This is a genomic window from Bacteroides sp. 214 (assembly GCF_010501015.1).
Lineage (GTDB): Bacteria > Bacteroidota > Bacteroidia > Bacteroidales > Bacteroidaceae > Bacteroides.
Window position 1 is genome coordinate 81692 of record NZ_QVML01000003.1, and the last position, 13275, is coordinate 94966.

The 13275-nt window shown below is 40.1% G+C and carries 12 protein-coding genes; 8 read left to right on the plus strand and 4 right to left on the minus strand.

Annotated features, from left to right (window positions below):
• Positions 1 to 9: 9 nt before the first annotated feature.
• Both D0T50_RS04245 and ruvB read right to left on the minus strand, forming a co-directional pair.
• Positions 10 to 1503, minus strand: coding sequence for a lipopolysaccharide biosynthesis protein (locus tag D0T50_RS04245; protein WP_163222261.1), 1494 nt, complete (start codon positions 1501 to 1503; stop codon positions 10 to 12).
• Positions 1504 to 1515: 12 nt separating this feature from the next.
• A complete protein-coding gene (gene ruvB, locus D0T50_RS04250) occupies positions 1516 to 2547 on the minus strand; it encodes a Holliday junction branch migration DNA helicase RuvB (protein WP_163222262.1) in 1032 nt (343 codons plus the stop codon).
• A gap of 123 nt (positions 2548 to 2670) precedes the next feature.
• On the opposite strand from ruvB, the gene D0T50_RS04255 reads away from it, so the two are divergent.
• Together D0T50_RS04255 and ybeY are read left to right on the plus strand one after the other, a co-directional pair.
• The gene (locus D0T50_RS04255; RefSeq protein ID WP_163222263.1) at positions 2671 to 3903 is read left to right on the plus strand and encodes a nucleoside recognition domain-containing protein; all 1233 of its coding nucleotides are present in this window, start codon (positions 2671 to 2673) and stop codon (positions 3901 to 3903) included.
• Positions 3904 to 3912: 9 nt separating this feature from the next.
• Positions 3913 to 4326, plus strand: a complete 414-nt coding sequence (ybeY, locus tag D0T50_RS04260; protein WP_163222264.1) for an rRNA maturation RNase YbeY — start codon at positions 3913 to 3915, stop codon at positions 4324 to 4326.
• Between the two features lie 536 nt (positions 4327 to 4862).
• On the opposite strand, the gene D0T50_RS04265 is transcribed toward ybeY, so the two are convergent.
• Together D0T50_RS04265 and D0T50_RS04270 are read right to left on the minus strand one after the other, a co-directional pair.
• Positions 4863 to 5045: a hypothetical protein gene (locus tag D0T50_RS04265; RefSeq protein ID WP_163222265.1), complete on the minus strand. Its 183-nt coding sequence runs from the start codon at positions 5043 to 5045 to the stop codon at positions 4863 to 4865.
• 128 nt (positions 5046 to 5173) lie between these two features.
• Positions 5174 to 6847, minus strand: a complete 1674-nt coding sequence (locus D0T50_RS04270) for a lipopolysaccharide assembly protein LapB (RefSeq protein ID WP_163222266.1) — start codon at positions 6845 to 6847, stop codon at positions 5174 to 5176.
• A 393-nt stretch (positions 6848 to 7240) separates the two neighbouring features.
• Between D0T50_RS04270 and mnmG the strand changes: the two genes are divergently transcribed.
• The 6 genes from mnmG to deoC are packed head-to-tail and all read left to right on the plus strand — an operon-like array spanning position 7241 to position 13233.
• Positions 7241 to 9115 (plus strand): tRNA uridine-5-carboxymethylaminomethyl(34) synthesis enzyme MnmG, encoded by a 1875-nt coding sequence (mnmG, locus tag D0T50_RS04275; RefSeq protein ID WP_163222267.1) that lies wholly within the window; start codon positions 7241 to 7243, stop codon positions 9113 to 9115.
• Between the two features lie 47 nt (positions 9116 to 9162).
• Positions 9163 to 9693: an adenine phosphoribosyltransferase gene (locus D0T50_RS04280; protein ID WP_163222268.1), complete on the plus strand. Its 531-nt coding sequence runs from the start codon at positions 9163 to 9165 to the stop codon at positions 9691 to 9693.
• A 17-nt stretch (positions 9694 to 9710) separates the two neighbouring features.
• Positions 9711 to 11531 carry an excinuclease ABC subunit UvrC gene (gene uvrC, locus D0T50_RS04285; RefSeq protein WP_163222269.1) on the plus strand — a complete coding sequence of 607 codons (1821 nt, stop codon included), beginning with the start codon at positions 9711 to 9713 and terminating at the stop codon, positions 11529 to 11531.
• A gap of 40 nt (positions 11532 to 11571) precedes the next feature.
• Positions 11572 to 12024 (plus strand): D-aminoacyl-tRNA deacylase, encoded by a 453-nt coding sequence (dtd, locus tag D0T50_RS04290; RefSeq protein WP_163222270.1) that lies wholly within the window; start codon positions 11572 to 11574, stop codon positions 12022 to 12024.
• Positions 12024 to 12344 (plus strand): nucleotide pyrophosphohydrolase, encoded by a 321-nt coding sequence (locus tag D0T50_RS04295; RefSeq protein ID WP_163222271.1) that lies wholly within the window; start codon positions 12024 to 12026, stop codon positions 12342 to 12344. The genes dtd and D0T50_RS04295 overlap by 1 nt, the downstream gene beginning before the upstream one ends.
• A 4-nt stretch (positions 12345 to 12348) precedes the next feature.
• The gene (gene deoC / locus D0T50_RS04300; RefSeq protein WP_163222272.1) at positions 12349 to 13233 is read left to right on the plus strand and encodes a deoxyribose-phosphate aldolase; all 885 of its coding nucleotides are present in this window, start codon (positions 12349 to 12351) and stop codon (positions 13231 to 13233) included.
• Positions 13234 to 13275: the final 42 nt, after the last annotated feature.

A 13275-nucleotide genomic window follows, 5' to 3' on the forward strand; every position in this document is an offset into this window, starting at 1 on the left:
TGAAGTTAATTATTTACGAATTAGTCGACCAAGAAATGGAATTTGGCTTAACGGCAAATCTTTCTTTATAATGTAAAAGATAAATAACGCCAATAACAGAGTACGGAAAAGCAACCTTAAAACAATGTTATCTATGCAAACAAGCGATGAAATGGTATACAACAAAGCAGCAAGCAACATGTATGCACCGATCTCTTTCAGTTCATAGCGTATAGGATATTTCTTTTGCCCCACTATGTATGAGATTATTGTAATAACACCGTAGCCAACTACACCTGCCCAAGCAGAAGCCATGTAACCATACGTTGGTACAAACAAAACATTCAGCGAAACAATGATTGCACAACCTATTAATGAAAAATAGGCACCCCAACGTGTTTCATCTATCAGCTTATACCAAAAAGAGAGATTAAAATAAATCCCCATAAAGATTTCGCCAGCCATCACAATAGGCACCACCCTAAGTCCTTCCCAATAATCGATTGCAATTACATAGCGTAAAATATCTAAGTAAAACATAACCGCCAAAAAAGCGAGCAGCGCAAAAATAACAAAGAACTTCATAGCGTTGGCATAAACCATGCGTTGGTCGCTATCCCTGCTTTTGCCAAAAACAAACGGTTCGTATGCATACCGAAAGGCTTGTGTGAACATACCCATAACCATCGCAATTTTCGTTGCCGCACTGTAAATACCAAGTTGCACACGCCCTTCTTCCATGTTAGGAAATAGCGATGGAAGCACCATTTTATCGAATGTGTGGTTCAATATGCCAACTACACCAAGCACTAACAATGGGAACGAATAAGTAAATATACGCTTCATCAATGCCGCATCGAACTTATAAACAAACCCACGTAGTTCGGGAATGAAAAAGAACATCTGAACAGATGAAGTGATTAGATTAGCAATAAAAACATATCCTACCCCATAGCCAGGATCATAAAACCAAGCAATTGTTTCAGGATAATAAGTATTTAGCCACGGACAAGCAATTAAAAAAAACAGGTTCAGCCCAATACCAAAAAGGATATTAAAGAGCTTAATGAAAACAAACTTAACAGGTCGTTGCTTAAATCGTAAGTAAACAAACGGGATGCTTTGGAACACATCAAGCGCCACTACAATCGCCATTATACCGATGAATTCAGGATGTTCTGCATATCCCAATGAAGAAGCAATGGGGGTAAGAAAGCTCAGCGTAAAAAGCAAAAAGGCTAAAGAGATAGCACCAACCGAGATTAAGATACTGGAATAAACCAGCTGGCTGTTTTCGCCTTCCTTATTTGCAAAACGGAAAAAGCCCGTCTCCATGCCACAAATAAGCAGTACCTGCAACAGTGCCACAAAAGCATAAATCTGCGAAACAATACCGTATTCGCCCGAATCTGCGGCAAAAGCAGTTGTATAAAGTGGCACAAGGAGGTAGTTGAGAAACTTCCCCACAATGCTACTCAATCCATAAATCGCAGTATCTTTTGCTAATGATTTCAGGTTCGCCATGCTTTCTATTGACTATTGGTCAAATAAACTACGGGTGTTCCCTGTATGCAGGCTACGTCCTAAATGTTTATATGCCAGTTCGGTAACTTCGCGCCCACGAGGAGTACGCTTCATAAAGCCTTCTTTAATAAGAAAGGGTTCATACACTTCTTCGATGGTTCCGGCGTCTTCGCCCAGTGCAGTGGCAATGGTAGTAAGCCCTACAGGACCTCCTTTGAACTTATCAATAATAACACAAAGTATTTTATTGTCGATTTCATCGAGTCCGTACTTATCTATATTCAATGCCTCCAACGCATATTCAGCAATTTCCATATCAATACGCCCCGTTCCTTTTACTTGTGCAAAATCGCGTACCCGACGCAACAATGCATTGGCAATACGTGGGGTACCACGACTTCGCGAGGCTATTTCATTGGCAGCCTCAGTCGAACACGAAATATCCAGAATATTTGCCGAACGCTTAATAATAGTACTCAACACATCGTCATCATAATACTCCAAGTGCAAGTTTATGCCAAACCTCGCCCGCAAGGGTGCGGTTAACAAACCACTACGTGTAGTAGCACCAACCAACGTGAAAGGATTCAAATCAATCTGAATACTTCGCGCTGAGGGTCCTTTATCTATCATAATATCAATTCGATAGTCCTCCATAGCCGAGTATAAATACTCTTCCACTACAGGAGAAAGGCGGTGTATTTCGTCGATAAACAGTACATCGTTTGTTTCGAGGCTGGTAAGCAGCCCGGCAAGATCACCGGGTTTATCCAGTACAGGGCCCGATGTAATCTTAAAACCAACGCTCAATTCGTTGGCAATAATATTAGAAAGTGTCGTCTTTCCTAAACCGGGAGGCCCATGCAATAATACATGGTCAAGTGCTTCGCCACGTAGCCGTGCGGCTTTTACAAATACGCGCAAATTATCTACCACTTTCTCTTGCCCACTAAAGTCATTAAAGCTTAATGGGCGGAGAGCATTCTCGTACTCACGCTCGTTGCTGGTCAGTTTATGGTTCCGTATGTCAAAATCCTCTTCCATTCCTTTTGAGTAAGTTGAGTAGCAAAGGTATAAAACATTTCCTTTTTATACACTTTTCTGTTTGGAAACCATTGGATTTAATATCATTTGCCTATTTTTGTCTTTCTAGTTAAATCCTCTATTATGGTATTAAATTATATTTGGGTTGCCTTCTTTGTCATTGCGTTCATCGTAGCTATTGTTCGTCTCATCTTTATGGGCGACACCGAGATTTTCACCAACATAGTAAACTCCACCTTCAGTTCATCTAAAACTGCCTTCGAAATCTCCTTAGGGCTAACCGGAGTACTTGCATTGTGGCTCGGTATTATGAAAATTGGCGAAAATAGCGGTTTAATCGCAACTCTTTCGCGGTGGTTGAACCCCGTGTTAAGCAAACTTTTCCCCGAAATACCTAAGGGACATCCTGTAATGGGTTCTATGTTTATGAATATTTCTGCCAATATGTTGGGGCTCGACAATGCAGCTACCCCATTGGGGCTCAAAGCCATGAACGAACTGCAGGAACTAAATCTCAAAAAAGACACCGCAACCAACTCCATGATTATGTTTTTGGTTATGAACACCTCCGGTTTGATGCTGATACCCATTACCATTATGGTATATCGTGCGCAACTGGGTGCCGCACAACCCACCGATATCTTTATCCCAATATTGCTTACTACTTTTACCTCTACATTTGTAGGAATTATGGCAGTTAGCATTTCGCAAAAGATAAATCTATTCAATAGAGGAACACTTCTTTTCTTAGTTGGTGTAAGCATTTTCTTTGGATTAATCATTTATTTCTTCACTACAATGCCGCAAGAGTCTGTGAATATTGTCTCTACACTTGTTGCCAATGTGATCCTGTTTACGGTTATTCTCTGCTTTGTCATCAGCGGAGTTCGAAAAAAGATAAATGTATTCGACTCTTTTGTAGAAGGTGCTAAAGATGGTTTCACTACCGCTGTGCGGATTATTCCTTACTTAGTAGCATTCCTGGTAGGCATTGCAGTGTTTCGCACCTCGGGTGCACTCGACCTTTTAGTCGATGGAATCGGTGCTATCGTAGGCTTTTTAGGGTTCGACACCAGCTTTGTTGGTGCACTCCCTACTGGTTTAATGAAGTCTTTAAGCGGTAGCGGAGCAAACGGATTGATGATTGACACAATGACTCAGCACGGTGCCGACTCATTTGTTGGGCGCACAAGTTGTGTTATTCGCGGGGCTTCGGACACTACATTTTATATTCTGGCAGTTTATTTTGGCAGTGTCGGAATCAGTAAAACACGCAATGCGGTTACCTTAGGACTAATTGCCGACTTCTCGGGGATTATTGCCGCTATCTTTTTCAGTTATTTATTTTTCTACTAATACAACGCAATGATTACTTTCCAAACAATAGACGTAAATCTACCCGATATTTTGCAAAAAGAGACGGTGGAATGGATAAAAACTGTAGCAAATAGTTATGGAAAAAAAGTTGGTGATATTGCTTATATCTTTTGCAATGATGCCAAAATACTTGAGGTAAACAAAGAATACCTGCAACACGACTACTATACGGATATCATAACCTTCGATTATACGGAAAAAAACAGAATCTCCGGCGATTTATTCATTAGCCTCGACACTATTGCCAGCAATGCCGAACAGTTTAAGACACCGTTTCAAGAAGAACTTTATCGTGTAATTATTCATGGCATATTACACCTATGCGGTATAAACGACAAGGCACCTGGCGAGCGCGAAATCATGGAATATGCTGAAAACAAGGCACTTAGCATGATATTTTAAGCCATTCCAAACGTAATTACTTAAGAGTCCGTTTTTCTGTTTATGGCATTTACCCCAAGAACATAAGCATTCAGGACATCCCCAACCAACACACTTTTTGCCAGTGCATTGGCAAAGTTGTGCCAACGCACTGGCACTACTGTGCATCAACACTGGCACGACAGTGCCAACGCGTTGGCACAACCTAGCATCTGTATGTTAACGTTTTTAACAATCCTCTGCACATAAAAAAACTCGGGCGAGAAACCATTGGTTTTTCGCCCGAGTTTGTATCTAGCACTTAACAAACTTACATGAATCTGCTGGAATAGTCAGCAAATATAATATTTTCTTTATAACAAGTTGTGAAAAACTTATTTCGGAATGAATTGGATTTCTATATGATGTGCTTAGTTATCGACATTCAAGAAACGATAGCATCACAGTATTAAGGCTCAGGTTATGAAGTTTTAAACCTATTTTCAATTATTCGTTGTTGCTTACACAAACATGTCAAACGAAACCCAATTCCATTCCAAAATAAAACCACTAACTTATTATATTTGAATTGTAACGTAATCCACACTGCTCACCGCTTTATCAACGGTTGCTTCTTGTGGCATTTCCACAGCCCGTGGGCGTATGGTTGGCTTTGCCAATAAAATAATTTCTCTCAAAGATGTTGCACTCGCGTTCATTGCAAATAAAGCAATAAATAAAAATAATACTTTTGTTTTCATAATAATAAGTAATTAGTGGTATTGCAAAGATAGGAGGTAATAGGTGGGAAAAAAATAACACCACAAAGTTTTTTGCAACTGATATTCAATCAATTACATTTTTTTTTTAACAAAAACATAACAAGTACTTACTTTATGGAAGCAGAAGAACCAAATATCTCATTAAATGCATTTTCGTCAATCTTTCCTTTGATACGGTAGCGTCGTTGCGTTACAACATTGGGGTCTACACCCATAACGTAACCTATCAGCGAATTGGAAAATCCCATATACGCCAGCGTGCAACAACAGAGGTCGCCTTGCGAAAGATGAGGGAACGCACTTTGTTGGCGTTGGATGAAATCTATGTATATTTCATCCATGGATTCGAAAATTGCTTTGCGGTCTTTTTCAGAAAGTTCTTTGGGTACTTTTTTCTGCTTACGAGCAGCAACAAAATCTTGAATAGGCTTATAGCAAGGCATTGATTGAAACAGCCGTAAACAAAGATCTTTCTGTTTATCTTGAAGGAATTGGCGAATTTGTTCGTAACCTTGCCGTTCTTGTTCAAATTCTGAAGTAGATTTAGTAAGAATATTCTGCAACTGCATCAACTTAGATCTATTTTGCATTAAATCTTGTTGCAAGCCGATAAGCGTTTGCTTTTTTCTCCTATCAAATAAAAAGAAGAGATAAATACTGATAGAAACAAAGAGTAAAAATGCAATAAGCCAGTAAAGCATGAACTGGTATTGGCGCGCTGTCACTTCTTTTTTATGCGATTCCAACGCATAATCGTTCATTAAACGGGTAATTTCATCGCGTTGATTCAAGCGCTGTATAGAATCGTAATAAAGTACATATTCGTCTACATATGCCAAAGACTCTTTGTAATTGCCATTTTCTTTCTCCAGTTGATATAATGTATAAAAAGACGCAGCGTTAGCATATAAATTATCACCTTCCAAACTCTTATGCAGATAATAACCTGCAGAATCAGATTGGTGAAGGCTCAACAAAGCATTTCCTTTAAGGAAGTAATACTCTGCCAGTTCAGCATCTTTAGGAGCAAACGAGATAGCACGTGTAATGTATTCAACAGCTTTTTCATACGATTCGTGATCATTATAAAAATGAGCAATATCACATAAAGCCACCGCAGCCATCAGCGAATCGCTCTCCTCTTCTGCAACCATATAAGCCTGTTCGTAATAGTAGAGAGCATTTTCATTGTCGCCCATAGAAAGAAAAACGTTGCCTATACCTCGTAGCGGAAAGAATAAACTCTTTTTATCGTTCAGCTTTTCGCTAGCAAGATATGATTTCTTGAAAAGATCCATGGCTTTATCGTATAGTCCTTGCTCCACATAACAAGTAGCAAGATTGCTATATAATAAGGTATGAAGTTCTTGATACTCCTTCTCCCCAACTACATCAAGTGCTTTCAAAAAAGCATCTACAGCAGCTGCACTATCACCAGTATCTTGATATACGCGTCCCAAATAATAAAATGCCTGGCTCTTCTGCTTTAAGCTACCCTGATTCTCATAGTATTCAACAGCAATTCGAGCAAGAGAATCGCTTGTGTGTGGAAGATAATTTTTATCAATTGCTTTGGTTAATAATAGTGCATATTCAGCCTTTTCATACGGATACATCATTGCAAAATCCGGTTTCATTGCATACAAAACAGATAATGCGCTATCCGGATTCTCTGCCAATAGAGAGTCAATAGAAGAGAATACTTGATTTGGAGAACGGTTAGGCGTTTCTCCGCAAGAGACAATCAGTAGATATAATATAATTAAATAAAAGGGCTTCATATTTTACTACGCACAAATCGCTTTGCGCAAATGTACTCTTTCTATTGCACAATACAAAGCATTCTGAGGTATTTAGAAAGGTTTTCTGATGCATTGAAAGGATAATTTACCGATTAAAAACACAACTTTTGAATCTTTTTGGCAAGTAAATAAACGCCAAAATCAAGCTCAAACAAGCCAACACACACGATTTACAAAGAATGCTTCAACAAAGAAACAGGTAAATTTAAGGAGTTATTTGTTAATATTAAACAATCAAAAATAGTACCCAAAAAATCTATTGCCACAAAACAGACACAAGAATGCTCTCCCGATCTAAGTATTCCTTTTTCGGTTCTGTTTGCGACAAAAAGAAAATAATGACGTAACTTTGCCGAAAAGAGTTAAGGATCAATGGATTTCAAATACGACGTAATAGTTATAGGAGCAGGTCATGCCGGCTGTGAAGCAGCAGCGGCAGCTGCAAACTTGGGCTCAAAAACATGTCTGATAACAATGGATATGAACAAAATAGCCCAAATGAGTTGCAACCCTGCTATTGGTGGGATTGCCAAAGGACAAATAGTACGCGAAATAGATGCGCTTGGTGGTTATACAGGGTTGATTACTGATAAAACAGCGATTCAATTCCGAATGCTTAATCGTTCCAAAGGACCTGCCATGTGGAGTCCTCGTGCACAATGCGACCGTGGGAAATTTATCTGGGCATGGCGTGAAGTATTAGAAAATATTCCAAACCTACACATTTGGCAAGATACTGTCACTGAACTTATCGTAAAAGACAAAGAAGTTATAGGGCTCAAAACCGAATGGGATGTAACATTCCATGCAAAAACAATCATCCTTACTGCAGGAACATTTCTTAATGGGCTTATGCATGTGGGCAGAACCAAAGTCGCCGGCGGACGGATTGCCGAACCCGCATCCTACAAACTTACCGAATCCATCGCTCAACACGGTATTCAGTACGATCGTATGAAAACTGGAACACCTGTTCGAATCGATGGACGAAGCGTGCGTTATGACTTGATGGAAAAGCAAGATGGTGAAAGCGATTTTCATAAGTTTTCATTTATGAATATAGGTGAGCGCCAACTGAAACAACTCAACTGCTGGACTTGTTTCACCAATGAAGAGGTACACGAAGTTCTACGCGTAGGCCTACCCGATTCTCCCCTTTTCAACGGACAAATACAAAGTATCGGGCCACGTTATTGCCCAAGTATTGAAACAAAGATAGTGACCTTCCCCGAGAAAGAACAACACCAGTTGTTTCTCGAACCGGAAGGTGAATCTACACAAGAGTACTACTTAAATGGTTTTTCGTCTTCACTCCCACTCGATATTCAATTGGGTGCGCTAAAGAAAATACCTGCATTCAAAGATTTAGTACTTTACCGCCCGGGATATGCTATTGAATATGATTTCTTTGACCCTACACAACTAACGCACACGCTCGAATCCAAGGTTATTAGAAATCTTTTCTTTGCAGGGCAAGTAAACGGAACCACAGGTTACGAAGAAGCCGCGGGGCAAGGAATTATCGCCGGCATCAATGCACATATAAACTGCCATGGCGGAAACGCCTTTACTTTAGGAAGAGACGAAGCATATATTGGCGTACTCATCGATGATTTAGTAACTAAAGGTGTAGATGAACCTTACCGCATGTTTACTTCACGCGCAGAGTATCGCATTCTTCTTCGCCAAGATGATGCCGATGTGCGACTAACCCCCAAGGCTACCGCTATCGGTTTAGCTACAAAAGAACGCTCGGATTTATTAGCGGCGAAACAAGAAGCTATTAATAGTGTTATTGAATTTGCCGAGTCTTACTCAATTAAGCCTGCACTTATTAATGATACGTTAGAATTATTGGGCACGACTCCTCTTCAACAAGGTTGTAAACTCATTACATTGATTAATCGTCCGCAAATCACTTTGACGAATATCGCCGAGCATATCCCTGCCTTCAAAAGAGTGCTCGACAAAATCAAGGATCGCAAAGAAGAAGTGATAGAAGCTGCCGAGATTCAGATAAAATACAAAGGATACATTGATCGCGAACGAATGATTGCTAATAAACTTTCGCGTTTGGAGAACATAAAAATTAAAGGTAAATTTGACTACGCTAATCTACAGTCGCTCTCAACCGAAGCGCGACAAAAGCTAGCCAAAATTAATCCAGAGACCATTGCTCAGGCAAGTAGAATCCCCGGAGTTTCGCCAAGCGACATCAACGTGTTGCTAGTTCTTGCCAGCAAATAAAGCTATGTTTCACGTGAAACAATAAACTTAAAAATACAACAGAACAGATGAAAGAAAAGAAAGAATTGCTTCTTGCAAACCTAAGAAACATCCCCGACTTCCCTATACCAGGTGTTCAATTCAAAGATGTAACTACGCTATTTAAGAACCCGGAGTGCCTACAGTTACTATCCGACATGATGTACGAAATGTACAAAGATAAAGGCATAACCAAGGTTGTTGGCATCGAATCAAGGGGTTTTATCATGGGACCCATATTAGCTACAAGACTAAATGCCGGATTTGTGCCTATTCGCAAACCAGGGAAACTTCCTGCCGACACAATAGAAGAAAGCTACAGTAAAGAATACGGGACCGACTCCGTACAAATGCACAAAGATGCATTAACCGAAGAAGATGTGGTGCTGCTACACGACGACCTACTAGCAACTGGCGGTACAATGGTAGCTGCTTGCAAACTGGTAGAGAAACTAAACCCTAAAAAAGTTTACGTAAACTTCATCATTGAACTAAGCGATCTTAAAGGAAAAGAACTCTTCGACAAAGACGTGGATGTAGAATCGATTCTGGTTATTTAGTCATACAAGCTTTACCTATGGAGAAGCAGGGATTTCACTCCAGTGATTACCTGAAAGGAATCGTTCAAAACCTTCCTGAAACACCCGGCATTTATCAATACCTGAATGCCGAGGGGACAATTATATATGTAGGTAAAGCCAAAAACCTGAAGCGTAGGGTTTATTCCTACTTCAGCAAAGAACATACAGATGGAAAAACACGTGTCCTGGTCAGCAAGATTGCAGACATTAAGTATATTGTTGTTAACACCGAAGAAGATGCGCTCCTATTGGAGAATAATCTAATAAAGAAATATCGTCCACGCTATAATGTATTACTCAAAGATGATAAAACATACCCCTCCATCTGTGTACAAAACGAATACTTCCCGCGAGTATTCAAGACAAGAAAGATAATCAAGAACGGATCTTCTTACTATGGCCCATACAGCCACGTACCGAGCATGCTGGCTGTACTGGATTTAATTAAGCACCTCTACCCACTCCGTACATGCAACTTAAATCTTTCGCCCGAAAATATTAGTGCAGGGAAATTCAATGTTTGCTTAGAATATCACATTAAGAACTGCGCAGGACCCTGCATAGGAGCACAAACGCAAGAAGAATACGCAAGAAATATTCAAGAAGTACACGAAATACTAAAAGGAAATACCAAAGACATTTCGCGCGAATTGCTTGCTCAAATGAACAAACTTGCTGCCGAAATGAAGTTTGAAGAGGCACAAAAGCTAAAAGAAAAATACATGCTGGTAGAAAGCTTTAGAACACGTTCGGAAGTGGTAAGTAACACACTGCATAACATAGATGTTTTCTCCATTGAAGAAGATGATGAAAAATCAGCATTTATTAACTATCTGCATATAACCAATGGTGCTATTAATCAGGCATTTACATTTGAGTACAAGAAACGATTAAACGAAAGCAAGGAAGAGCTGTTGGCACTTGGTATCGTTGAGATGCGCGAACGCTATAGGAGCCGTTCTAAAGAGATTATATTACCATTCCCACTCGATATACCACTCAACGATATCAAAGTAACCATCCCTCAAAAAGGAGACAAAAAGAAGCTATTAGACCTATCTTTACTCAATGTAAAGCAATATAAGATAGACCGCCTAAAACAAACCGAAAAGCTCAATCCGGAGCAACGCAGTATTCGTTTACTAAAAGAAATTCAGCAAGAGCTACATTTGGAGAAGCTCCCGATGCAAATAGAGTGTTTTGACAACTCCAACATTCAGGGAACCGATGCAGTAGCGGCTTGCGTTGTCTTTATTAAGGCAAAACCTTCTAAGAAAGATTACCGTAAATACAACATCAAAACCGTAGAAGGAGCAGATGATTACGCATCTATGCGAGAGGTTGTTTATCGCCGCTACGAACGAGCTATCCAAGAAGAAACTCCCCTACCCGACCTCATAATTACCGATGGCGGAAAAGGACAAATGGAGTCCGTGAGGCAAGTACTCGAGGAACTTAAACTGAATATCCCAATAGCCGGCCTGGCAAAGGACAGAAAGCACCGAACTTCCGAGCTGTTATACGGTTTTCCGGTACAAACTATCGGCCTAAAACAAGGCACACCACTCTTCCGGCTGATGGAGCAGATACAAAACGAGGTACACCGGTTTGCTATTACATTCCACAAACAAAAGCGCAGCAAACGCCAAATAGCCTCTGCACTAGACGAGATAAAAGGAATTGGCGAGAAGAGCAAAACAGCACTCCTGAAGGAATTTAAGAGCCTGAAGCGCATCAAAGAAGCCTCGATAGAAGAACTTACAGCCGTAGTTGGGAGCGCAAAAGCCAAAATTATCCAAAAAACTTGGAACGAATAGCTCAATAATTACTAACTTTATCGGTTCTAAAAGTAAGGGTATGAGAGTAGTTATCCAACGGGTGCAACATGCATCTGTCTCCATAGAAAACAAATACAAATCGTCTATCCAACAAGGGATGATGATACTGTTAGGAATTGAAGAGTCTGATAATCAAGAAGATATAGAGTGGTTAAGCAAAAAGATTATCAACCTGCGCATCTTTGACGATGAAGCAGGCGTGATGAATAAATCTATCTTGGATTGTGACGGAGAGATACTACTCATCAGTCAGTTTACACTACACGCCTCTACCAAAAAAGGAAATCGTCCATCTTATATCAAGGCAGCACGTCCCGAAATAGCCATTCCTCTTTACGAACAGATGTGCAATAAACTAAGTAAAGAGCTTGGCAAACCAATCGGCACAGGCGAGTTTGGAGCCGAGATGTTGGTAGAATTGGCAAACGACGGACCTGTTACTATCTGTATAGACTCTAAAAACAAGGAATAATGACATTACAAGAGGCTCAAAAACAAGTAGATACGTGGATAAAGACGTACGGAGTACGCTATTTTAGCGAGCTAACCAACATGACGGTTCTCACAGAAGAAGTAGGCGAACTAGCACGTATTATGGCACGAAAGTATGGAGATCAATCCTTCAAAGAAGGCGAAAAAGATAACCTTGCTGACGAAATGGCCGATGTATTGTGGGTACTTATCTGCCTGGCAAATCAAACAAATGTGGATTTAACCGAAGCTTTTAAGCGCAATATAGAAAAGAAAACAAAGCGAGATAGTCAAAGACATATTAAGAATTCAAAACTCTAAAATCATGGAAATTACTAAGTATGAAGAGGCGTTGAGTAAGTACAATACCAACCTTGACGATGCTGTGGTGGTTCAAAAAGTAGCCAATATCATAGCCAATGTAAAAGAAAACAATACCCTTGAGGTAAAGAAATTACTTTTCAATTGTATAGATTTAACCTCGTTGAACACAACAGACAACGATGCTCATATCATTGCATTCACTAAGAAAGTAAACGAATTTGAGGAAGCATACCCTGATTTGCTCAACGTAGCAGCCATTTGTGTGTACCCTAACTTCGCCGAAACAGTACGGAGCACATTGGAGGTAGAAAGCGTAAACATAGCCTGTGTATCGGGCGGATTTCCTTCGTCGCAAACCTTTACCGAGGTGAAAGTAGCCGAAACAGCTATGGCAATCCTTGAAGGAGCCAATGAAATAGACATTGTAATCAATGTAGGAAATTTCCTAGGTGGCAATTACCAGGATATGTGCGAAGAGATTCAAGAGCTGAAAGATGTATGTAAGGAACATCACCTGAAGGTTATTTTGGAAACAGGAGCACTTCAAAGCGCTTCTAACATCAAAAAAGCGTCTATTTTATCTATGTATTCGGGTGCGGATTTCATTAAAACATCAACAGGTAAAACACAGCCTGCCGCTACCCCCGAAGCCGCTTATGTGATGTGCGAAGCCATTAAAGAATACTACGAGCTAACCGGTACTAAAATTGGTTTTAAGCCGGCAGGAGGCATGAGTACAGTAGAAGACACGCTTGTTTATTACAGTATCGTAAAAGAGGTATTGGGAGAAGAATGGTTAAACAATAAACTTTTCCGACTGGGAACAAGCAGGGTTGCCAATCTATTATTGTCCGAAATAGTAGGAAAAGAGACCAATTTCTTCTAAGAAAATAGCTGTTGTCCTGTGAGCCTATGGCTCACAGGTCAT

What these genes read in the sequence shown, in the direction of transcription:
- deoC (WP_163222272.1), top strand. Translation starts at nt 12,349, where the DNA reads ATGGAAATTACTAAGTATGAAGAGGCGTTGAGTAAGTACAATACCAAC.
- ybeY (WP_163222264.1), top strand. Translation starts at nt 3,913, where the DNA reads ATGATTACTTTCCAAACAATAGACGTAAATCTACCCGATATTTTGCAA.
- D0T50_RS04265 (WP_163222265.1), bottom strand. Translation starts at nt 5,045, where the DNA reads ATGAAAACAAAAGTATTATTTTTATTTATTGCTTTATTTGCAATGAAC.
- D0T50_RS04280 (WP_163222268.1), top strand. Translation starts at nt 9,163, where the DNA reads ATGAAAGAAAAGAAAGAATTGCTTCTTGCAAACCTAAGAAACATCCCC.
- dtd (WP_163222270.1), top strand. Translation starts at nt 11,572, where the DNA reads ATGAGAGTAGTTATCCAACGGGTGCAACATGCATCTGTCTCCATAGAA.
- uvrC (WP_163222269.1), top strand. Translation starts at nt 9,711, where the DNA reads ATGGAGAAGCAGGGATTTCACTCCAGTGATTACCTGAAAGGAATCGTT.
- ruvB (WP_163222262.1), bottom strand. Translation starts at nt 2,547, where the DNA reads ATGGAAGAGGATTTTGACATACGGAACCATAAACTGACCAGCAACGAG.
- D0T50_RS04295 (WP_163222271.1), top strand. Translation starts at nt 12,024, where the DNA reads ATGACATTACAAGAGGCTCAAAAACAAGTAGATACGTGGATAAAGACG.
- D0T50_RS04270 (WP_163222266.1), bottom strand. Translation starts at nt 6,847, where the DNA reads ATGAAGCCCTTTTATTTAATTATATTATATCTACTGATTGTCTCTTGC.
- D0T50_RS04255 (WP_163222263.1), top strand. Translation starts at nt 2,671, where the DNA reads ATGGTATTAAATTATATTTGGGTTGCCTTCTTTGTCATTGCGTTCATC.
- mnmG (WP_163222267.1), top strand. Translation starts at nt 7,241, where the DNA reads ATGGATTTCAAATACGACGTAATAGTTATAGGAGCAGGTCATGCCGGC.
- D0T50_RS04245 (WP_163222261.1), bottom strand. Translation starts at nt 1,503, where the DNA reads ATGGCGAACCTGAAATCATTAGCAAAAGATACTGCGATTTATGGATTG.